Here is a 20,746-nt window from a genome sequence, read left to right on the forward strand (position 1 = left end):
ATGGGCGTCATCGAGGGCGCGGTCGACACGATCAAACAGATGATCATCGATGGGAAGCTGCGTCCTGGACAGAAGCTCCCCGTCGAGAAGGACCTCGCCGACCAGCTCGGCGTCGCCCGCAACACCCTGCGCGAGGCCGTCCGCGCGCTGATCGCCATGCGGGTCGTGCAGACGCGCCAGGGCGACGGCACCTATGTCACCAGCCTCTCCCCTGGCCTGCTGCTGGACGCGATGGGCTTCGCCGCCGACCTCCACATGGACGCCGGGGCCGGGCAGTTCCTGCACGTGCGCAGGATCTTGGAACCGGAGGCGACGGCGGCGGCCGCCACGCGCATCCCCGACGCCGACCTGCTCCGCCTGGGCGAGCTGCTCGACGAGACCGAGCGGCTCGCCGCCGAGAGCGAGGTCGACCACGGGAAACTGATCGCCCTCGACGAGGACTTCCACTCGCTGATCATCTCCCACTGCGGCAACGCCGTGCTCGCCGCCGTCATCCAGAACATGTCCGGCCGCACCGCACGGGCCCGCATCTGGCGCGGCATGACCGACCCTGAGGCGGTCCAGCGCTCGCTGCGTGAGCACCGGGCCGTCCACCGGGCTCTGCTCGCGCGAGACCCCGAGCGTGCCCGCCTCCACGCCGCCCTGCACGTCCTCGGCGTGGAAGAGAGCCTCACCGATTCGCATACCTATGGCGGTGGCATCGATGTCTGATCACCTCGCTCTCGCTCGACCGGCCGGCGCCGCGACGAGCGACGGCATGGAGCGCCTCTCGGCCCGGCTGCGCGAGGAGACGGCCGTCGTCGTCGCCTACTCCGGCGGCGCCGACTCGGCGCTGCTGGCCTTCGCCGCGGCCCAGGTGCTCGGCGCGCGGGCGCTCGCCGTGACCGCGGTGTCCCCCAGCCTGGCCGCCTCCGAACGCGCCGCGGCCCGCGCGTTCGCGCGGCAGCACGGCCTGGCCCACGTCGAGGTGTGCACCGACGAGGCCGACCGGCCCGAGTACGCCGCCAACGGCGCCGACCGCTGCTACCACTGCAAGTCGGCGCTGTTCGACGCGCTCGCGCCGCTGGCGGCGGCGATGGGCGCCCGCGTGGCGCTCGGCACCAACCTCGACGACCTCGGCGACCACCGCCCCGGTCAGCGGGCCGCGGCCGAGCGCGGGGCCATCGCTCCGCTGGTGGACGCCGGGCTGACCAAGGCCGGCGTCCGCGCCGCCGCCCGTGAGCTGGGCCTGGCCACCGCGGACAAACCCGCCGCGCCCTGCCTGGCCTCGCGGGTGAGCTACGGAGACCCGGTCACCCCCGAGGTCCTGCGCAAGGTCGAGACCGCGGAGGCCGCGCTGCGCGATCTGGGCTTCCCGGTGTGCCGGGTGCGCGCCCACGCCGGCGGCACGCTCGCCCGCATCGAGGTGCCGCGGGAGGAGATCCCCCGCCTCAGCGAGCTGCGCGAGCGGGCCGACGCCGCCGTCCGCGGCGCCGGCTTCACCTTCTGCTCGCTTGATCTGTCGGGGTTCGCCTCCGGTCGCCTCAACGCGCTGCTGCCGCTGCTCTCGCCGTGACCTTCGCAGAGGCGACCGGCCACCGGTCATTCCTGGGACTTTCCACCGGTGAGGCGGGAGATGGCGAGGGCGGTGAGGATGATCCCTCCGTTGAGCGCCTCGATCCACTGCGCCGGGACGCCCGCGAGGGTGAGCACGTTCTGGATCATGTAGAGCAGCAGGATGCCGGTGAAGGCGCCGAACACCGTGCCCTTGCCGCCGTTGAGGCTGACGCCGCCGATGACGGCGGCGGCGAACACCGTGAAGATCGCTCCGTTGCCCTGGCCCGCGGCGACGGAGGCCAGCCGGCCTGACAGCAGCAGGCCGCCGAGCGCGGCCAGGAGGCCGGCGGCGATCAGCGTGATCCACAGGACCCGGCCGGTGCGGATGCCGGCCGCCTTGGCGGCGTCGATGTTCCCGCCGATGGCGTACAGCGAGCGGCCGAACCGGGTGTGCCCGAGGAGCACGATGCCCGCCGCGAACAGCAGAAGGCAGATCCAGATCGACGCGGGAACGCCGAACCATATGGCCGAGCCGAAGTAGGTCATGGACGACGGCAGGTTGAAGAACGTCTGCCCGCCGGAGATGCCGGTGAGCAGGCCTCGCAGCACGATGAGCATGCCGAGGGTGACGATGAAGCCGTTCAGCCCGAAGCGGACGATGAACAGCGCGTTCACCACCCCGGCCAGCACCCCGACGGCGAGGGTCACGGGGATGGCCCACGCCCCCGGCAGCAGCCCGAGCCCGTGCCCGGCCCCCGCCGCCACCGTCATCCAGGCGGCCACTCCGGGCGCCAGCCCGAAGGTCGACTCAAGCGAGAGGTCCATCCTCCCGCTGACCAGCACGAGCGTCTGCGCCAGGACGAGCAGCGAGATCTCCGACATGGTCTGCAGGATGTTGATCACGTTGTCGCCCTGCAGGAAGATCGGGTTGACGATCTGCCCGACGATCGCGATCACGATGACCGCGGGGACCAGCGCGAGGTCCCGCAGCCGTGCCAGGCGGAGCCCGGCGCGACGCCTTCGCTCGCCGTCCGGCGGCGGGGGGCCCGGCGGGTGTTCCGTCGTGGCGTGAGCCTCGGTGGTCTCAGGCATCGAGGTCGACTCCTTCCATGGCGGCCACCATCTCGTGGTCGTGCCAGCCGGCGGCCAGTTCCGCGACGACGCGGCCGTGGAACATCACGAGCACCCGGTCGCACAGGCGCAGATCATCGAGTTCGTCGGAGGCGATCACGACGCCGGTTCCGTTCCCGGCGATCTCCTCGACCTTGCCGAGCAGGAATTCCTTGGACCGGACGTCGACCCCGGCGGTCGGCGTGATCAGGACGAGCAGGCGGGGGTCGTTGGCCAGAGCGCGGGCCATGACGACCTTCTGCTGGTTGCCGCCGGACAGGCCTGAGACGGGCAGCTCAGGGCCGGGCGTCTTGATCGCCAGATTGCCGATCATCTCGCGGGCCAGGTCGTCCTTGCGCCGGCCGTTGACGAAGCCCGCCGTGCCGAGCCGCTCGGGGATGGTCATCGTGGCGTTGTCGGCGATCGACATCAACGGCACCAGGCCCTGGTGATGGCGGTCCCTCGGCACGAACCCCACGCCCGCCTCCAGCGAGGCCGGCACGCTCCCGGGGCGCGGACGGCCGTCGGCCACCCGCACGGTTCCCGCCCGCGGAGCATGAAGGCCCACGATGGCCTCGGCGAGTTCCGTCTTCCCGCTGCCTCCGAGGCCGGCCAGCCCGACGATCTCTCCGGAGCGGACCCTCAGGTCCACCTCCTCGTAGGCCTCGCCGGTCAGGCCCTGGACGTCGAGGACGACCGAGGCGTCCGGCTGGAGCGGCGGGCGGGCGGTGTGCTGCCGCAGGCCCGCGGCCTCGCCGGTCATCGCGGCCACCAGATCTCCTTGCGGCAGTTCCTCCACCGGTGCGGTGAGGATGTGCCGGGCGTCCCTGAAGACCGTGACGGTGTCGCAGATCTCGTAGACCTCCTGCAGGTGGTGACTGATGAACAGAAAGGTGACCCCCTGTTCCCGCATCGCCCGCATCCGCTGGAAGAGCCGGGAGATCGCCGCGCCGTCGAGCTGCGCGGTGGGCTCGTCCAGGATGATGAACCTCGCGCCGAACGACAGCGCCCGCGCGATCTCCACGAACTGCCGCTGCTCCACCCCGAGCTCACCGGCCGGCCGCCGGACGTCGACGTCCACCGACCACATCTCCAGCAGCTCGGCCGCCTTCCTCCACAGGCTCTTCCACCGGACCAGCCCGAACCTGTCGCGCTCGTGCCGGTTCAGGTACAGGTTCTCCGCCACGGTGAGCTCAGGGATGATCGTGGACTTCTGGTACACGCAGGCGACCCGCGCGCGCCACGCGTCGCGGTCGGGCAGCCGGGGGGCGGGGGCACCGGAGAAGCGGATCTCGCCGTCGTCCGGCGCCTGCAGCCCGGTGAGGATGGACACCAGGGTCGACTTGCCCGCGCCGTTGCGTCCCACGAGGGCGTGGGCCTCCCCCTGCCGGATCGTGATGTGCGCACGGTCCAGCGCCACCGTCTCGCCGTACTTCTTGGTGATGTGCTCCGCCTCCGCGACGGCGGGCCGGCCCGTGGGGGCCGGCTCGTCATCGGGGGCGGACGAAGGGCTCGCGGGCCCTCCCGCGAACTCGCCCATTGACCGGACCTCTCAGCTCAGGTTGTTGCCCCACAGCGACTTGTCGTCGCTCTTCAGGCTGGAGATGCCTCCGTACGTGCCGCCGTCCGAGGTGACCAGAGGCGCGGACAGCTGGTCCTCCAGCAATCCCGGACGGACCTCGATGATCGTGCTGTCGTGATCGGTCTTGCCGGGCTGGAAGGTCTTGCCCTCGACCGCCGCCTGGGCGTACGAGAGCGCCCACTTCGCGTACAGGTCCGCCGGCTGGGAGACGGTCGCGTCGATGTTCCCCGCGGCGATCTCCTTCAGCTCCTGCGGGATGCCGTCGTTGGAGACGACGAAGACGTGCTTGGCGTCGGTCGGCGGCACGAGCAGATCGCGCTGCTTGAGCACCTGCAGCGTGCCGGCGAGGGCGAAGCTGGACTGCATGTACACGCCCTTGAGGTCCGGGTTCGCGGTGAGGACCGTCGAGAGCTTCTGCGCGGCGATCGCCCCGTCCCACTTGGTGGCCTCGCCGAAGACCTTGATGCCGGCGTAGTTCTTCTGCATGCACTCGTTGAACGCCTCGGTGCGGTCCCGGCCGTTGATGGAGGCCAGGTCGCCCTGCAGCATGATCACCTTGCCCTTGCCCTGCAGCTTCTCTCCGAGGAAGCGGCAGGCCTTCTCGCCGTACGCCCGGTTGTCGGCGCGCACGACCATGAAGGCGTTGCCGGTGTCCGGCCGGGTGTCCACCAGGACGGCGGGGATCTTCTTGCTTTCGAGCTGCTGGAGCGTGGGGGCCACGGCGGCGGTGTCCTGCGGCGCCATCACCACGCCGCGCACGCCCTGCCCGACCAGCGTCTGCACGTTGGCGGTCAGCTTGGCGATGTCGTTCTGGGAGTTGGTGGTCTTGAGCTCCACGCCCAGCTCATCAGCGGTCTTCGGCACGTAGCTGATGTAGGAGTTCCAAAAGTCGGTGTCCGAGCGCGGGTAGTCCACGCCGATGATCGGCTTCGCGGGCGCACTGCTGGCGCCGGCGTTCCCGCCCCCGCCGTCCCCGCCGTTCCCGCCGTTCCCGCCGCAGGCCACGACCAGACTCCCCGATATGGCCAAGGCCGCGACGAGCGCGGACCGTCTGCGTTCCATCGTCTCTCCTTCTGAAAGCACCACGGCTGCCCTGCCGTCGCCGACGCACCGCATTCGGGGCGGGCCCGCGCTCCTGACGCGGAGAACTCCGGGGAGGTCCGCCTCGCCCACTCACCAACAGGACATGGGATGTCTTTCTATGACCAAACCTGGGTCGGTGTCCATACCTCTGCGACAGAATCGCCAAAATGCGCGCAGAGACCCTCCAAGCTCCGGCTAGCGCTCCGATGTATACGCCTTTCCGGGAGGGGACGATAACGACACATCGCATGTCGCCGGCCGTACGACCGCACCGGCGCCCAGGACCGGATCACGCCTCTTCACCGGCGTCCGGCGCCCGCGCCGTCACCCGGCGAACGGCACCGGCGGACGCGCACCCGGCTCAGTGCGCGGCCGCCGTCCCGCCGGCGTCGGTCCCTTCGGTGCGTTCCCGCGCCTCAGGTTCGGTGAACGATCTGCCGAGGTTCTCCCTCAACCAGGTCTCCGTGGTGCTGACGTGCATGAGGGCCGCCGCCTGCGCGAGCGGGGCGTCGCGGTGCACCAGCGCCTGGTAGATGGAGGTGTGCTCGGCGACGGTGCGGCCGGCCGCGTTGTCCTCGACCAGCCCGCGCCACACCCGGGCGCGAAGTGTGCGGCTCGCGATGCCGCCGAGCAGGGCGAACAGCGACCTGTTGCCCGTGGCCTCGAACACAGCGCGGTGGAAGGCGTCGTCGTGGTGGTTGAGCGCCTCCACGTCGTCCTGCGCGGCGCGCATCGCTTCGAGGTGACGTTCGACCACCGCGAGCTGGCCGGCGGTGATACGCGTGGCGGCCAGCCCGGTGGCCACGGGCTCGAACAGGCGGCGCACCTCCATGATCTCCAGGAGGTCGTCGCCCCGCATCATCTCGACCGCGAGGCCGACTCCTTCCAGCAGCAGCTCAGGCTTGAGACTCGTGACGAACGTGCCGTCCCCCCTGCGCACCTCCAGCACGCGGGTGGTGACGAGAGAGCGCACGGCCTCCCTGAGCAGATTCCGAGAAAGGCCCAGTTCCACGGCCAACTCCTGTTCAGGAGGCAACCGGGCACCCGGCGACAGCGTTCCTTCCTTGATGAGCTGCCTGATGTGCTCGATCGCCTGCTCGGTCAACGACATGGACAGATTTTCGTCCCTCAGCACGGGAGAGGACCACCCGCCCCGCTGCCGGCGATCAGCCCGGTCTCGGCGTGATCATGCCGCTCCGGGGCAGGCCCCCGGGATCGGCCGCGTCACGAGACGACGCGGAAGGTCGCGTCCTGCCGGTCGACGGCGCTGGAGGCGGAGCTGAGCGGGTCGATGCGCAGCAGGCTGTTGTAGTGGCGCAGGTAGCGGGTGGGGAAGTTGTAGGAGCGGAAGGAGGACCAGGACGCGTCGGCCAGGCCGGCGGTGCGGTAGAAGGTGGCGTCGGCGCGGAAGACCGCGGTGTTCTCGTTCGGGTCGAGGCGCAGGGCGTAGTCGTAGTGGCGCAGATAGTTTCCCGAGTAGTTCACCGACTCGAACGAGACGCCGGCCGGGTCGGCGAGGCCGGAGACCATGCGCCACAGCTGGTCCTGGTACGGGTCGAAGGGGTAGGGGTCGATCCGGCCGACGCGGTCGGCGTGCCGCACATAGCGGTCGGGATAGTTGGACGACTTGAGCCTGACCCAGTTGGGGGTGCCCCACCGGGACACCATGGCGTTGTACTCGGCGTCGGTGATGCCGACGATGGAGCCGTGCTTCGCGTTCAGCGGCGGGGTGTAGTCGCGCTGGTTCAGCACGGTCCAGGCGTTCGCGGAGATGTTGTTCGAGGACCACGCGTAGAAGTCGTTGTTGACGGGGCTGTAGGAGTCTCCCCACAGCCGCCAGCCGCCCTCGTTGGTCCTGAGCAGCAGCGGCGCTTCCATGCCGCTGCCCTGCCGGAGGCCGCCGGTGTAGGTGGTGTAGCTGTTGGGCGCGCCGGTGGAGGACCGCGCGCCGTAGATGTACCCGTCGGCGAGGTTCTTGTAATACATGTAGGTGGTGGCGCCGTCGACGACGATGTCCCCGTCGAGCACGCCGGCGCTCGGGCTGAAGTACACCTGGGCGGCGCTGACGGTGCGGAAGTCGCTGGTGTAGTTCACCATGAACACGTCGCGCCCGTTGTTGGCCGAGTAGACGATGCCGTACTGGCCGCGAGAGGCGTCCCAGAACACCGTGGGGGCCCAGGTGTGGGTGTTCATGGTGTGCATGCGCACGAGGCGGTACCCCGTGAAGGACGCCAGGTCGGTGGAGTCCCAGACGTGCAGGTACTGGCTGTTGAGGCCGAAGTTGGTGCCCTTGAGATCCGTGGCGATGACGACGAACGTGCCGTCCTGCTTGCGGTACACGAACGGGTCGCGCAGGCCCTGCTGACCGGCCGTCGGGGTGACCACCGGGTTGTTCTGGTTCAGCGGGGTCCAGTTCAGGCCGTCCCGGCTGACCGCCAGGTGCAGGCCGTAGTCCGCGCCCTGGGAGTTCGGGGATTCGGTGAAGTACGCGAAGGCGTAGGCGGTGTTCGCCGCCGCCGCGCTCGCCCGCAGGGGCGAGGCCATGCCGGTGGCGGCGAGCGCGGCGGTGGTGAGGGCGGCCTGAGTGAATGCTCGGCGGCTCAGGGTCATGGAGGGCTGACCTTTCTCAGGGGGACGACGCGTTGCGGGCGGGGTCCTGCACGAGGTGGTGCGACGCCGTGGCTCATGACCAGGGGCGACGGAGGTGGAAGGCGGCGCCGGAGCGGCGGGCGCCGATGCCGGCGAACGATTCGACGCGCGGCCGGCGGTCGACGTGGGGCGGGCAGCGCCTCTCCGGCGCCGTCCGGGACCGGTGAGCCTCGTCGCCATCGCAGGGGAACGCGCGGTGACAGGACGGGTGAGCCGGCGTGCGACTCCACGTTCCACCCGTCGCCGGACCGCGCCGCGGCCGGCGATCTCCGCCGTGCGCACCACCGGCTCCGGCAGGGGACCGTCCCGGTCGCCAGTTTGGAAACATCGGCGAAACCTGTCAAGACCACGACTGGAACAGTGCCGCCCGGTCGTGCCGCCGCGGGCGCGCGCCGGCGCCGATCACGCGGGAGCCGGTGATGACATCGGGATACAGGGCGGTGAAAGTTTCACCTCCGCGACGGCGTGGGGCTCGCCGCGGGCCTCGGATATCCGCACACCAGACGTGCTTCGGCGGCCGGGAGACGCCGTGACGCGGGAGGCCGGGACGTTGACGAAAACGATCCTGTCGTATTGGCTCCGCCCCACCACCGACTCCGGTCCCCCGAAGAGAGGAGCGATCGGCACCAGCGATGAATGTTAGCGCTAACAATGCTTGCGCTCGACCTGACTTCTTCGAGTGCCATCCGTGTCCCGCGCCAGGGAATCCCATCGGATGTCCGGCGTTTCGCCCGAGGATCCCCCCAGGCTGTGCCGATCCATACGTTCCATGACGCATGCCCGCGGCCGAGTCGGAGGGCGGCGGAAGCGTGCGAACTTCACCCGGAGGGTGGTTGTGAGACTCACATCTCCGCCGATCGCCGCCATCGCGACGAGGCGTGGCGTGTCCGATGCCGCCTTCTCCGTGGAGACCGCGTCGGGCACCGACGGCCTCTCCATCGACGACGCCTCATTCCAGTGGTTCCTGGAACCATCTCGCCCTGAAGGAGAGTCATGATCACCATTGATGAGCCCCGGCGGCAGGCGCCCCGGCGGCGAAGTCCGTGGTCGCGGCTGGCCGCCGTCGTCGTCGCGATCCTGCTGGCCGGCACGGCGGCGGCGGTGAACTCGGCGACCGCGTCGGCGGCGACCGTCGACACCACCGCCTGGTACGTGCTGGTCAACCGCAACAGCGGCAAGGCCCTGGACGTGTACAACCTGGCCACCAACGACGGCGCGCGCATCACCCAGTGGACCCGCAACAACGGCAACCAGCAGCAGTGGCAGTTCGTCGACTCCGGCGGCGGCTACTACCGGGTGAAGTCCCGGCTGTCGGGCAAGGTGCTGGACGTCTCCGGCTTCTCCACCGCCAACGGCGGGGCCATCGTGCAGTGGAGCGACACCAACGGCACCAACCAGCAGTTCCGCCTCGCCGACTCCGCGGGCGGGTACGTGCGGCTGATCAACCGCAACAGCAACAAGGTCATGGAGGTCCAGAGCGCCTCCACCGCCGACGGCGGCAACATCGTCCAGTACGACGACTGGGGCGGCAACAACCAGCAGTGGCAGCTCGTCCAGGTCGGCGGCACCAACCCCACGCCGACCCCGACCCCGACGCCCACGCCCACACCGACCGGAGGCGGCGGCACGTACAACAACCCGGTGGTCTGGCAGGACTTCCCCGACGTCGACATCATCCGGGTCGGCGACGCGTACTACATGTCGTCCTCGACCTTCCACTATTCGCCCGGCGCGCCGATCCTGCGCTCCTATGACCTCGTGAACTGGGAGTTCGCCGGGCACTCGGTGCCGACGCTCGACTTCGGCAACAAGTACAGCCTGAACGGCGACCGCGCCTACGTCGACGGCATCTGGGCGTCTGCCTTCGGCCACCGCAACAGCGACAACCAGTTCTACTGGCTCGGCTGCATCGACTTCGCCCGGACGTACGTCTACTCCGCCTCGGCCGTCGAAGGCCCCTGGCAGCGGCGATCGGTGATCAACAAGTGCTACTACGACGCGGGCCTGCTCGTTGACGACAACGACACCATGTACGTCGCCTACGGCAACAGCAACATCAGCGTCGCGCAGCTCTCCGCCGACGGCACGAGCGAGGTGCGGACGCAGCAGGTGTTCACCACGCCTTCCAGCGTGGGGACCCTCGAAGGGTCGCGCTTCTACAAGCGCAACGGGGCCTACTACATCTGGCTCACCCGTCCCGCCAACGGCCAGTACGTGCTGAAGTCCACCAACGGCCCCTTCGGCCCGTACGAGATGCGCCAGGTGCTGCTCAACATGCCGAGCCCCATCTCCGGTGGCGGCGTGCCGCACCAGGGCGGCCTCGTGCAGACGCAGAACGGCGACTGGTACTACATGGCGTTCGTGGACGCCTACCCCGGCGGCCGGGTGCCCGCCATGGCCCCGATCACCTGGACCTCCGACGGCTGGCCGACCGTGACGACCGTCAACGGCGGCTGGGGCGCGACCTACCCGCGCCCGAACCTGCCCACGCCGCCACGCCAGGTGAAGCCGCTGACCGGCGCCGACACCTTCTCCGGCACGGCGCTCGGGCCGCAGTGGGAGTGGAACCACAACCCCGACACCACCAAGTACTCGGTGAACAACGGCCTGACCCTGCAGACGGCGACGGTCACCAACGACCTCTACAACGCCCGCAACACGCTCACCCACCGCACCCAGGGACCGTCCTCGACGGCCACCATCGAGCTGGACTACTCCACGATGCGCGACGGTGACCGCACCGGTCTCGCCATCCTGCGCGACTCCTCGGCCTGGATCGGGGTCCGGCGCGACAGCGGCGCCACCCGCGTGGTGATGACCAACAACCTGACCATGAACAGCAGCTGGAACACGACCAGTACCGGAAGCGAGGTCGCGAGCGCGTCCGTCTCAGGCGGCCGGATCTGGCTGCGTGCCACGGCCGACATCCGCCCGGGAACCGGCAGGCAGGCCCGCTTCTCCTACAGCACCGACGGGGTGAACTTCACCTCGTTCGGCTCCGCGATGACCCTGGGCAACGCCTGGCAGTTCTTCCCAGGGCACCGATACGGGATCTTCAACTACGCGACCCAGGCTCTCGGCGGCTCCGTCACCGTGCGCCGGTTCGACCTGACGACCCCGTGACCCCCTGATCGTGGAGACCGGCGGCTGTGTCCTCCATAACGGCCGCCGGTCACCACACCATCACCGAGGTGCTCAGCCCGTCGAGGGCGAGCTTCAGCACCGGCGCGACCGTCCCGCCGAAGGCCGCACGGGCCTCCGGCGGGCCGGCGTGCCTCGGGTCCGCGCCGCCGATGGAGCGGTAGTTCAGGAAACCCACCACCCGAAGATCGCTCAGCACCAGCCAGGCGTACGCCAGGTCCGGATCCCCGGGCGCGTTCTGGACCACGAGCCCGCTGCCGTTGAGCGGCTCGTACGGCCCGGCGAGTGCCGGGGCGGCGAAGCCGTACAGGCCGGTGGGGGCGCGGTCGCGCGGGTGGAAGTTGTGGCGCTGCGTCACGAAGAACAGGTAGTACGCCGAGTCGTGCACGACGATGTGCGGCCGTTCGATCTCGTGGTTGATCCCGTCGGCGACCAGGAGCGGCGGGCCGAGCGACCAACCGCCGGGCCGGGCGCCGGCGAGGGCGATCGCCCCCATGAACCCGTCGTGCCACGGGACGGACGCGGCGACCAGCAGGTACTCGCGTCCGTCGGCGGGATCGCGGAACCATCCGGGGTCGCGGAAGGCGCGGATGGCGCCGGGCGCCCCCTCGGTCTCGTCGGCCGGCAGGTACGTGCGGCCGTCCGAGCTGAGGATCTCACGGTGCTCGGCGTCCTGTCCGAGCGTGACGCGGCCGCCGCCGGTGAGCAGGCGGGGCCGGGCCTCGGCGACGCGCTGGGAGAACGTCGGCCGTTGCTCCCCGCGCCGGCCCGCCGCCGTGTAGAACACCGAGACCGTGCCGTCCGGCCTGCGCACCGCCGACCCCGACCACTCGCGGCCGCCCAGGGACGCGCCGTCGGCGAACACGTGCCCGAGGTCCGTCCAGCCGCCGGCGTCCTTGCCGAGCAGGCGCAGGCGGGCGCGGGAGTGGCGTTCCTCCGGGTGGCCGGTGGCGGGCGCCGACAGCGCCATCCACAGCTCCTGGCCGAGGACGGTGGCCGGCGTGCCGTCCTCCTCCTGGACCGGCCACGGGTCCCAGACGTCGTCGTGCGGCAGCGCGCGCGGCGCGGGCCCGGCGGGCACGGCCGGCGCCGTCGTCGCGGCGCTCTCGACGAGCAGGTCCAGATGCCGCCGCGTCCACCGCGCCGGCCGGGTGTCGTTCACACGGTGCTCCTCGACGTCGCGCGGCCCCGCCCATGTGGCGCCGCTCGCCTCGACCGCGTCGTGATCGGTGGTGTCGTCCATCAGCCCTTCAGGGAACCTTGCAGGAGAGCCGTGACGAACCGGCGCTGGAAGATGAGGAAGATCAGGAGTGTGGGGGCCAGGATGAGCAGCGACCCGGCGCACAGCAGCGGGATGTCGGTGCCCCACTGCCCCTGGAAGGCGCCGAGGGCGCCGGACATCGTCCGTTTCAGCGGGTCGTCGACCAGCACGATCGCCAGCAGGAACTGGTTCCAGGTCCACAGGAACAGCAGGATGGCCAGGGACGAGATCGCCGGCATGGCCAGCGGCACGTGGACGCGCCAGAAGAGCTGCCACACGTTCGCCCCGTCGATCCGCGCGCTCTCCGACAGCTCCTCGGGCATGTTCACGAAGTGCGCCCGCATCCAGAACACCGAGAACGGCATGAACAGCCCGATCAGCGGCAGGATGATGGCCCACCGGGTGTTCAGCAGCCCCATGTCGCGCACCTGGTAGTACAGCGGCGTGATGACGCCCTCGAACGGCAGGGTCAGGCCGAGGACGAACACGATGAACACGACGTTCCGCCCGGCCGTCCGCAGGTGGCCGATCGCGAAACCGGCCATTGTGCCGATCACCAGCGAGAGCGGCACCACGCCGAGCACGATGAGCGTGCTCGACTTCAGCATCTCGCCCATGCGGGCCGCCTCGAACGCCTGGAGGAAGTTCCCCCAGTGCGGGTCTCCTGGCCAGCTCAGGCCGGGCGGGTAGGTGCCCGGCGGATGCAGGGCCGTGACGAACAGGCTGAGGAACGGCAGCAGGGTGACCGCCATCAGCAGGACGAGGAGGAGCCTTCCGGTCCACGCCTCCCGGCGCGCAGTGATCATGAGGACCTGTCCCTGGAGAGCCGTTGGATGGGCAGCGCGACGGCGATGACGAGCACCATGAGCACCACGGCCAGCGCCGACGCGACGCCCACCTTCCGTTCCGAGAAGGCCAGGTAGTAGATCTCCAGGCCGGGGACCATGGAGGCGTTGCCGGGGCCGCCCTGCGTCGAGATGTAGACGATGTCGAAGCTCGCGAGGGCCGCGATGACCGTCACCGTCACGCAGACGGCGATCTCCTGCCGCAGGCTCGGCAGGGTGATCGAGAGGAACTCGCGCAGCGGCCCCGCGCCGTCCAGCCGGGCGGCCTCGTAGAGCGCCGGGTCGATCTTGCTCATGCCCGCGAGCAGGAGGAGCATGCACAGGCCGAGCAGCACCCACGCGCCGATCACGCCGACCGCGGGCAGCGCGGTCGAGAAGTCGCCCAGCCAGGCCCGCGTCACCCCGTCGAGGCCGACGAGAGCGAGCATCTGGTTGACCACCCCGTTGGAGGACAGCAGCCAGCTCCAGGCGATGCCGGCCGCGACGAGCGGGATGACCTGCGGCAGGAAGATGACCGTCCGCGCCACGAGGGCCAGCCGGCTCGTGGCGATGCGCCGGATCGTCGAGGCGATCGCGAGGCCGAGCACGACGGGGATCGCGCTGAAGAACACGATCAGCTTCACGGCGTTGAGGATGGAGGCGAACAGGTCGGGGTCGGTGAACACCTTCACGTAGTTGCCGAACCCGGCCCAGGTGGACGGCCCGATGCCGTCCCACGTGTACATCGAGTACTGGAACGTCAAGGCGATCGGCCGCAGCACGAAGACCGCGTAGAACGCGAGCGCGGGAAGGATGAACAACCAGCCGACGAGGACCGATCCGCGAAGCCCCCTGCGCCGCAGGCGGCTTCGCGTCCGGCTCGCCGGTCCGGGCCGGCTCTCGGCGAGATCGACCGCTGTGTCGGGAGTCGGCCCTTCCATGGGTGCTCAGTTCCCTCCGGTCTGGCTCTGGTAGTCGCTCTGCACGGACTTCAGCAGGCCGTCCGGGGTCTGCTTTCCGGCGATCATCTTCTGCAGGTTCGGCGTCCAGCTCTTGGCGTAGATCGCACCGGTGGCGTTGGCGATGAAGTCCATCGCGCCGTTGTCCTCCGCGATCTTCGCGCCGGCCGCGAGCGTGCTCTCGGTGACGGTGCCGGGCTTCACCGACGGCATGTGCGCGTCGGCCGGGCCCATCGGGTGCGAGCCTCCGATCTCCACGGTGATGTCACGCGCCTTGGTGTCGGTCGCCACCCAGTTGAGGAAGAACGCCGCGCAGTCGGTGTTCTTCGCCCGCGCGCCCACGCCGAAGGTGAGCGGGGCCGACATCGCGGCCAGCTTGCCGCCGTCCTGCGCGGACGGCATCAGGAAGAAGCCCGCGTCGCCCGCCATCTGCTTGTCGAGGTTGCCCGACTCCCAGTCGCCGTCGAACATGAACAGGCCCTTGCCGCCGATGAAGCGGCTCATCATCGTCGCGTAGTCGACGGCGTTGACGTCCTTCCAGAAGTACCCGGCCTTGATCCACTTCTCCAGGTGCTGGGCGGCCTGCAGGTTGGACGGCGTGTCGATCGTGGCGCCCGGCTTCTGGAAGATCCAGTCGTTGATCGGCGCCGCCGGGCCGTACGCGGCCATGAGGTTCTGCAGCGGGAACGCCAGACCGCCGGTGGCCCCGCCGTTGAACTGGGCGATCGGGTCGACGCCCGCGGCCTTGGCCTTCGCGAGCAGGTCGTCGAACTCCGCCAGCGTGGCGGGCGGGGCCGACATGCCGATCTTGGCGGCGAGCTTCTTGTTGTAGAAGACGCCGGTCATGCTGAAGTTGAGCCCCATCGCGTACAGCGACCCCTCGCCGCGGGTCTTCCCTCCGGGGGCGAGGCGCATCTGCTGGAGCTGCGAGGCCGGCCACTTGTCCCAGCCGAACGCCTGCGCGTAGCCGTCCATGTTCTTCAGCAGGTTGTCCTTGACCAGCTCGGACACCTGCGGGAGCCGCATCAGGTCCGGCGGGTCGTCGGCGAGGACGCGCGGGGCGTTCTGGGTGATCACCGCGAACTGGTCCTCGCGGATGTTCCACTTGACGTTCGGGTGCTGCTTGGAGAATTCGACAGTGAGCGCCTTGGCCAGGGGGAACCCGGTCTCGAAGTAGGCGTTGAGCGTGACCGGTGCCGTGCCGCAGGCCGGAGCCGTCGAGGGGGAGGTGCCGGTGGTGGGTTCGGCCTGCGGCGCATCGCTTCCGGGTGCGGCGCAGCCGGCGGCCAGCGTCCCTCCCGTGATGACCACAAGCGCGGCCGCCTGCCAGCGGGGGCGAGCTCGACGCGACATCTGCGTCTCCTCCGTGCAATGGGACCGCCGGCCTGCGCCAGATGTCCCGGATTTGGTTTGCTAAATCGTATTAGCGGTGCGATAGTCTCACCGTACGTCTCCGCCGATGTCAAGACCCCGTAATACGATCTGAACATTGGAGGTCCGCCGGTGAGCCGACGCCGGGTCACACTGGCCGACGTCGCCAAGGCCGCCGGTGTCTCCCCGACCACCGCATCTCTGGTGCTGTCGGGCCGTGGGCGGGAGATGCGCATCTCCGAGGAGGTCGGCAAGCGGGTCCTGAAGGCGGCGGACGAGTTGGAGTACCGCCCGAACGCGGTGTCGGTCGGCCTGCGCACCGGCACGACCAGGACGATCGGCTTCGTGTCCGACACGGTCGCGACCTCGCGGCTCGCCGGGGACATGATCAAAGGTGCTCTGGAGGCCGCGCGAGACCGTGGCGTGATGCTCTTCATCGGTGAGACCGAGGGCGACCCCGAGCTCGAGCGGCGTCTGCTGCAGGCCATGCACGACCGCCAGGTCGACGGCATCGTCCTGGCCGCCATGTACACAAGGGCGATCAAGGTCCCCAAAGAGATCACGGCCTCGCCCGCCGTCCTGCTCAACGCGCTGCCCAAGCAGCCGTCGACGCTGCCGTGCATCCTGCCCGACGAGGTGGAGGCCGGGCGCACCGCCGCGCGCGTGCTGCTGGAGGCCGGCCACCGCGACGGCATCCACCTGATCGGCGCCGGCCCCCGCACACGCGACGTGCCGCCGGGCGGCGCCGCCGCCGTCGAACGGCTCGCCGGCATCCGCGAGGTGCTGGGGGAGGCAGGGGTGAAGATCGCCGGCGGGCGTCTCTGCGCCGACTGGCAGCCTGATTACGGCCTGGACGCCACGCGAGCGATCCTCGCCTCAGAGCGCCCGCGGGCGCTGATCTGCTTCAACGACCGCCTCGCCTTCGGCGCCTACCAGGCGCTCGGCGAGTACGGCCTGCGGGTCCCCGAGGACGTCTCGGTGGTCTCGTTCGACGACCATCCCCTCGCCTCGTGGATGCGCCCCAAGCTCACCACGGTCGCCCTCCCGTACTACGAGCTCGGCCGGAGGGCCGTGGACGTGCTCTTCACGGAGATCCGCCACCACCGCGCCGGCGCCGCCCCCGAGACCGAGGTCCACCGCGTCCCGATGCCGATCCGCGCCCGCGAGTCCGTCGCGCCACCAGGCGCCCGAGCCGGCCACCGCACCTGACCTGCCGCATGGGCCGCGGCACCCCCTCGCGCTGAGGGAGTGCCGCGGCCGGGGCGGTCCGCACGACCCGCGATCGCCACGGGCAGCGGCGGCACCCGTCGTCAGGGCGCCGTCACCGTCACGAACCTGTGCAGGTGAGAGACGGTGTGGAAGCCGTGCCGTTGGCGAGGAAACCGAACGTCGTCGAGGCGGACGGCGCGAGCGAGCCGTTGTAGGAGGCGTTCGCCACCGACACGGCCGAACCGCTGCTGCTCAGCGTGCCGTTCCAGACCTGGCTGATCGTCTGGCCGTTCCCGAGGGTCCATCTGACCGTCCAGCCCGTGATCGCCGAAGTGCCGGCCGTCACCGTGACCTCGCCCTGGAAGCCGCCGGACCAGCTGTTGGTGGTGCGGTAGGTCGCGTCGCAGGCGCCGCTCACGGTCGGCGTGGGGGTGGGAGTCGGGGTGGGGGTCGGAGTCGGGGTCGGCGTGGGCGTGGGCGTCGGGGTCGGGGTCGGGGTGGGCGTCGGAGTCGGGGTCGGCGTGGGCGTGGGCGTGGGCGTCGGGGTGGGCCCGCCCGTGGGGGTGAACTGCCAGTAGTTGAAGTTGAAAAGGTTGCCGGTCGAGCCGGTGAAGCGGAGGTAGAGGTCGTGGGTGCCGGTGGCGGTGGCGGGGCAGGTGATGGTGGTCCAGGTCTGCCAGCCGCCGGTGGCGGGGGCGGTGCAGGTGCCGGCGAGGGTGCCGGTGGTGCTGTCCAGGCGTAGTTCGATGCGGCCGCCGTTGGTGGCGGAGGCGACACGGGCGTTGAAGGCGGTGGTTCCGGTGCCGAAGGCGACGCCCTTGACCTTGATGTAGTCGCCGTTCTCGATGAAGCCGACGTTGCGGCCGCCTTCGCTGGCGGCTTCGGTCTCCACGCCTTGGGACCAGGCGGCGGTCTCGGCTTCCTGGCGGATGTAGGGGTTGAGGGTGCCGATCTGGGGGGCGCCGGTGGTGGTCATGTTCATGGTGGGGATGGTGCCGTTGGAGTTGTAGGTGAATTTCTCCACCGCGACCGAGCGGGTGTAACCGCCGCCGCCGGGCAGGGCGCCGTTGTGGTAGAAGAAGTAGGATCCGCCGTTGAAGTCGATGACGGCGGGGTGGTTGGTGAAGCTGCTGCCCTGGGTGGGCATGACGGTGCCGCGGTAGGTCCAGGGTCCAAGCGGGCCGGTGGCGGTGGAGTAGCCGATGAATTCCGAGCAGCACTTGGCGGCGAACACGTTGTAGTAGGTGTTGTTGCGCTTGTAGACCCAGGGGCCTTCTTCGTACAGGGTGGGGCGGTTGGCGTCGCCGGTGCGGGTGCCGAACCCGGCGGTGGTCAGCTGGATCTTGGTGGGGCTGCCCGAGTAGGAGATCATGTCGGTGTTCAGCCGGACGTACCACAGGTTGGGGTTGCCCCAGTACAGGTAGGCCTGGCCGTCGTCGTCGATGAACACCGTGGGGTCGATTTCGCCGTTTCTGACCAGGGGGCGTCCGATGGCGTCGGTGAACGGGCCGGTGGGGCTGGTGGACACCCCGACTCCGATGGCCATCTGCCCGCTGGCGCGGTCTTTGACCGGCACGTACCAGTAGAACTTGCCGTTGCGGTAGACCGTCTGTCCGGCCCAGGCGTCCTGGCTGGCCCAGCTGAAGGTGGACACGTTCATCCCGGGGCCGTGGTCGGTCCAGTTCACCATGTCCGCCGAGGACCAGACCCGCCATTCCTTCATGGTGAAGTAGGTCGAGGCGTCCTCGTCATGCCCGGTGTAGAGGTAGACCCGGCCGTTGTACACCAGCGGGGCGGGGTCGGCGGTGTAGATCGTCTGAACGATCGGATTGTCCGCCCTGGCCGGAACCGCGGGCAGCAACGCCACCAGACACAGCAGGCCCACCAGCCAGACGACGCCACGCCTGGATCCGAGATCTGGAAGCGGTAACGTGAATCTCATGATCACCTTTCAAAGGCGGTAACCACTCGCCTTGCGCCTCGTGTTCGGAGGGAATTCACCTCGCAGAATTCCCTCCTGCGGAAGTTGTTAGCGCTCACAATTCAATCGGCGACAAAGGAGTCGCCAATCGCACGGGCCGCCGCCCACGATCCCTGCCGGTGTGCGCCGAGGGCGGCCGCATCTCCACCGCCACGCGCGGAGCCAACCTCATGCGCGAGAGACGGGTCAAGGCGCCCGGCCCTTCCCCGCTCACAGTCGCGCCGCGAGAGCCCTCCTGAACTGGACGACAAAGTCTCGCGGAGGGGGACGTCGATCTTGCATGGAGCTGAAACTTTCAGCCGCCTTCGTCCGCCGGCCGCCAGACGGACAAGACCTATTCCGGCGCCTGCGCCCCGCGGCGATCATTCCTCTGAGTCGTTCTCTCCGGCGGGACGCTGTGGAGCAAATCCGATGCACGAAGACCCGTCAAGGACGATTAAGTAGCATCCATCCGGCGTCCGCGGATCCAACGCCGCCTTACTCCTGGACCACATATCGCCCGAGAAGCACCGTGCTGGAAATTCACCGTAGGACGATCCAGCGATCGCGCCCCGGGGCCGGCGAAACCGCGCGCCGGTGAACCGGCGACGGAAAACAGTCACCCGGCGGCCGGTCGGCCGATGAGTCATACTTTTGCGAGGGATCACAAGGAGGGAGCATTGTGACCGAGACTCCACGCGAGGGCGGTTACCGGCCAGGCTACGAGGTGGCCGCCGAGCAGGTGCTGGAGTTGATCGCGCGGCTGCGTCTGCGCCCCGGGGACCGCATGCCCACCGAGAACGAACTGGCCCGGCAACTGGGCACCAGCCGCACCGTCGTGCGGGAAGCCGTGAAGATACTCTCTGCGCTCGGCCGGGTGCGCGCCCAGAAGGGCCGCGGCATCTACGTGTCCGACGACGAGGGGATGCTCGGCGCGGGACGATGGGCGTCCTTCTTCCTCCCCACCGACCTGGACCACGTCTACATGCTCTTCGAGTTCCGGCGGGCGCAGGAGATGGAGACCAGCCGGCTGGCCGCCCACCGCGCCACCCCTGCCGAGCTCGGAGCCATCGAGAAGGCGGCCGAGTTGTGCCGCCAGGGATTCGAGACCGGACGCGAGGCCGTGTTCAACGAGGGCGACGACGCCTTCCACGCCGGCATCGCCACCGCCGCGCACAACATGTTCCTGCAGGTGGCGGTGCGCGAGGTCCGCCGCCTGCAGGCTCAGTCCAGCATCATCGGGCTGCGCGGCTCCGTCGGCGGGCACGCGGCCAAGGCCGTCGAGGAGCACGAGGCCATCTACAAGGCCATCCGCGCCGGCGACCCGGAGGCGGCCGCGCATGCCGCGGCCACGCACATCGACAACACGCTGGACGACTACCGCAGAGAGATCCAGCAGCGCCTCTTCTCCTCGCCCGGCTGACGAGACCGGGGATTTCCTGCGGGCGCGCCGCGTGGCGGCCGGCCGCCGGTGCATGCGTTCGCGCCTGGTCCGATTCACCGCTTTTCTGAGATCTCCGGCGCGACGCGCCCGGTGAAGCGGTGACCCGGCGCCTCTGGCGCCTCCTGCGCCCGCGGGGGCTCGACGACGCCGCGCAGAGCGGCGAGGGCCGGGCCGAGCACCTGCAGGTCCGCCGCGGCGAGCGGTCCGAAAAGATCCGACAGTCCGCGGTCGAAGGTCTCGTCCGCGCACTTCAGCCGGCGCCGCCCCTCCGGTGTCAGCCGCACGAGGGAAGACCGCCGGTCCGTCGGGTTGGCCTGCCGCACGCACAGCCCGGCCCGCGCCATGCGATCGACGCCCTGGCTGGCGCCGCCGACGGTGACCGCCAGGGCGCTCGCGAGGTCCTGGACACGGCAGGACGGGGTCGAGTCAATGACAAGGAGGGCCTTGAAGAAGCCCAGGGGGAGGTCGCACTCCTGCTTCATGCGGGCGTCGATCCCGTTCCACATCAGCGTTTCCAGCCGCACCAAGTCATCGAATATCGTGCGCAGGCTTGCCACCACCACACACCTCCAGACCTGAATTCCGGCTTACGCCGTACGTCATCAGTGCTCAAGCAT

Annotated in this window: 16 protein-coding genes; 5 read left to right on the top strand and 11 right to left on the bottom strand. The window is 69.8% G+C overall.

Going from position 1 to position 20,746, the window contains the following annotated elements:
• Both ACFO60_RS20430 and larE read left to right on the top strand, forming a co-directional pair.
• The gene (locus tag ACFO60_RS20430) at positions 1 to 711 is read left to right on the top strand and encodes a FadR/GntR family transcriptional regulator (RefSeq protein ID WP_380842263.1); all 711 of its coding nucleotides are present in this window, start codon (positions 1 to 3) and stop codon (positions 709 to 711) included.
• Positions 704 to 1,555 carry an ATP-dependent sacrificial sulfur transferase LarE gene (larE, locus tag ACFO60_RS20435; protein ID WP_380842266.1) on the top strand — a complete coding sequence of 284 codons (852 nt, stop codon included), beginning with the start codon at positions 704 to 706 and terminating at the stop codon, positions 1,553 to 1,555. Before ACFO60_RS20430 ends, larE begins: the two co-directional genes overlap by 8 nt.
• Before the next feature lie 26 nt (positions 1,556 to 1,581).
• Here larE and ACFO60_RS20440 read toward each other — a convergent pair whose 3' ends face one another.
• From ACFO60_RS20440 to ACFO60_RS20460, 5 genes are all read right to left on the bottom strand, one after another.
• Entirely contained in the window at positions 1,582 to 2,628 is a 1,047-nt protein-coding gene (locus tag ACFO60_RS20440; protein ID WP_380842269.1) for an ABC transporter permease, read from the bottom strand.
• On the bottom strand, positions 2,621 to 4,186 hold the full coding sequence (locus ACFO60_RS20445; RefSeq protein ID WP_380842272.1) for a sugar ABC transporter ATP-binding protein: 1,566 nt from the start codon (positions 4,184 to 4,186) through the stop codon (positions 2,621 to 2,623). The genes ACFO60_RS20440 and ACFO60_RS20445 overlap by 8 nt, the downstream gene beginning before the upstream one ends.
• 12 nt (positions 4,187 to 4,198) lie before the next feature.
• Positions 4,199 to 5,290, bottom strand: coding sequence for a sugar ABC transporter substrate-binding protein (locus ACFO60_RS20450; protein WP_380842275.1), 1,092 nt, complete (start codon positions 5,288 to 5,290; stop codon positions 4,199 to 4,201).
• A 382-nt stretch (positions 5,291 to 5,672) separates the two neighbouring features.
• A complete protein-coding gene (locus tag ACFO60_RS20455; protein WP_380842277.1) occupies positions 5,673 to 6,422 on the bottom strand; it encodes a FadR/GntR family transcriptional regulator in 750 nt (249 codons plus the stop codon).
• A 113-nt stretch (positions 6,423 to 6,535) separates the two neighbouring features.
• Complete coding sequence (locus ACFO60_RS20460; protein WP_380842280.1) at positions 6,536 to 7,921, bottom strand: glycoside hydrolase family 43 protein; 1,386 nt, start codon at positions 7,919 to 7,921, stop codon at positions 6,536 to 6,538.
• 1,032 nt (positions 7,922 to 8,953) lie between these two features.
• Here ACFO60_RS20460 and ACFO60_RS20465 point away from each other — a divergent pair.
• Positions 8,954 to 11,083 carry a family 43 glycosylhydrolase gene (locus ACFO60_RS20465; RefSeq protein ID WP_380842282.1) on the top strand — a complete coding sequence of 710 codons (2,130 nt, stop codon included), beginning with the start codon at positions 8,954 to 8,956 and terminating at the stop codon, positions 11,081 to 11,083.
• 49 nt (positions 11,084 to 11,132) lie between these two features.
• Here ACFO60_RS20465 and ACFO60_RS20470 read toward each other — a convergent pair whose 3' ends face one another.
• From ACFO60_RS20470 to ACFO60_RS20485, 4 genes are read right to left on the bottom strand one after another with little or no spacing between them, the layout of a single operon-like run.
• On the bottom strand, positions 11,133 to 12,344 hold the full coding sequence (locus ACFO60_RS20470) for a glycoside hydrolase family 68 protein (RefSeq protein ID WP_380842284.1): 1,212 nt from the start codon (positions 12,342 to 12,344) through the stop codon (positions 11,133 to 11,135).
• Positions 12,344 to 13,168 carry a carbohydrate ABC transporter permease gene (locus ACFO60_RS20475; protein ID WP_380842287.1) on the bottom strand — a complete coding sequence of 275 codons (825 nt, stop codon included), beginning with the start codon at positions 13,166 to 13,168 and terminating at the stop codon, positions 12,344 to 12,346. The genes ACFO60_RS20470 and ACFO60_RS20475 overlap by 1 nt, the downstream gene beginning before the upstream one ends.
• Entirely contained in the window at positions 13,165 to 14,127 is a 963-nt protein-coding gene (locus tag ACFO60_RS20480) for a carbohydrate ABC transporter permease (protein WP_380842290.1), read from the bottom strand. Before ACFO60_RS20480 ends, ACFO60_RS20475 begins: the two co-directional genes overlap by 4 nt.
• Before the next feature lie 6 nt (positions 14,128 to 14,133).
• A complete protein-coding gene (locus tag ACFO60_RS20485) occupies positions 14,134 to 15,498 on the bottom strand; it encodes an ABC transporter substrate-binding protein (RefSeq protein WP_380842292.1) in 1,365 nt (454 codons plus the stop codon).
• Between the two features lie 150 nt (positions 15,499 to 15,648).
• Between ACFO60_RS20485 and ACFO60_RS20490 the strand changes: the two genes are divergently transcribed.
• Positions 15,649 to 16,725, top strand: a complete 1,077-nt coding sequence (locus tag ACFO60_RS20490; RefSeq protein WP_380842294.1) for a LacI family DNA-binding transcriptional regulator — start codon at positions 15,649 to 15,651, stop codon at positions 16,723 to 16,725.
• Positions 16,726 to 16,843: 118 nt separating this feature from the next.
• Here ACFO60_RS20490 and ACFO60_RS20495 read toward each other — a convergent pair whose 3' ends face one another.
• Positions 16,844 to 18,667 carry a family 43 glycosylhydrolase gene (locus tag ACFO60_RS20495; protein ID WP_380842296.1) on the bottom strand — a complete coding sequence of 608 codons (1,824 nt, stop codon included), beginning with the start codon at positions 18,665 to 18,667 and terminating at the stop codon, positions 16,844 to 16,846.
• 700 nt (positions 18,668 to 19,367) lie between these two features.
• On the opposite strand from ACFO60_RS20495, the gene ACFO60_RS20500 reads away from it, so the two are divergent.
• A complete protein-coding gene (locus ACFO60_RS20500; protein WP_380842298.1) occupies positions 19,368 to 20,108 on the top strand; it encodes a FadR/GntR family transcriptional regulator in 741 nt (246 codons plus the stop codon).
• 74 nt (positions 20,109 to 20,182) lie between these two features.
• Here ACFO60_RS20500 and ACFO60_RS20505 read toward each other — a convergent pair whose 3' ends face one another.
• A complete protein-coding gene (locus ACFO60_RS20505; protein ID WP_380842300.1) occupies positions 20,183 to 20,686 on the bottom strand; it encodes a MarR family winged helix-turn-helix transcriptional regulator in 504 nt (167 codons plus the stop codon).
• Positions 20,687 to 20,746 lie beyond the last annotated feature (60 nt).

The organism is Sphaerisporangium dianthi (genome assembly GCF_042654065.1).
Classification (GTDB): domain Bacteria; phylum Actinomycetota; class Actinomycetes; order Streptosporangiales; family Streptosporangiaceae; genus Sphaerisporangium; species Sphaerisporangium dianthi.

Excerpts from the sequence above, each read along its gene's own strand:
- ACFO60_RS20430 (WP_380842263.1), top strand. The coding sequence starts at position 1 with ATGGGCGTCATCGAGGGCGCGGTCGACACGATCAAACAGATGATCATC.
- larE (WP_380842266.1), top strand. The coding sequence starts at position 704 with ATGTCTGATCACCTCGCTCTCGCTCGACCGGCCGGCGCCGCGACGAGC.
- ACFO60_RS20440 (WP_380842269.1), bottom strand. The coding sequence starts at position 2,628 with ATGCCTGAGACCACCGAGGCTCACGCCACGACGGAACACCCGCCGGGC.
- ACFO60_RS20445 (WP_380842272.1), bottom strand. The coding sequence starts at position 4,186 with ATGGGCGAGTTCGCGGGAGGGCCCGCGAGCCCTTCGTCCGCCCCCGAT.
- ACFO60_RS20450 (WP_380842275.1), bottom strand. The coding sequence starts at position 5,290 with ATGGAACGCAGACGGTCCGCGCTCGTCGCGGCCTTGGCCATATCGGGG.
- ACFO60_RS20455 (WP_380842277.1), bottom strand. The coding sequence starts at position 6,422 with ATGTCGTTGACCGAGCAGGCGATCGAGCACATCAGGCAGCTCATCAAG.
- ACFO60_RS20460 (WP_380842280.1), bottom strand. The coding sequence starts at position 7,921 with ATGACCCTGAGCCGCCGAGCATTCACTCAGGCCGCCCTCACCACCGCC.
- ACFO60_RS20465 (WP_380842282.1), top strand. The coding sequence starts at position 8,954 with ATGATCACCATTGATGAGCCCCGGCGGCAGGCGCCCCGGCGGCGAAGT.
- ACFO60_RS20470 (WP_380842284.1), bottom strand. The coding sequence starts at position 12,344 with ATGGACGACACCACCGATCACGACGCGGTCGAGGCGAGCGGCGCCACA.
- ACFO60_RS20475 (WP_380842287.1), bottom strand. The coding sequence starts at position 13,168 with ATGATCACTGCGCGCCGGGAGGCGTGGACCGGAAGGCTCCTCCTCGTC.
- ACFO60_RS20480 (WP_380842290.1), bottom strand. The coding sequence starts at position 14,127 with ATGGAAGGGCCGACTCCCGACACAGCGGTCGATCTCGCCGAGAGCCGG.
- ACFO60_RS20485 (WP_380842292.1), bottom strand. The coding sequence starts at position 15,498 with ATGTCGCGTCGAGCTCGCCCCCGCTGGCAGGCGGCCGCGCTTGTGGTC.
- ACFO60_RS20495 (WP_380842296.1), bottom strand. The coding sequence starts at position 18,667 with ATGAGATTCACGTTACCGCTTCCAGATCTCGGATCCAGGCGTGGCGTC.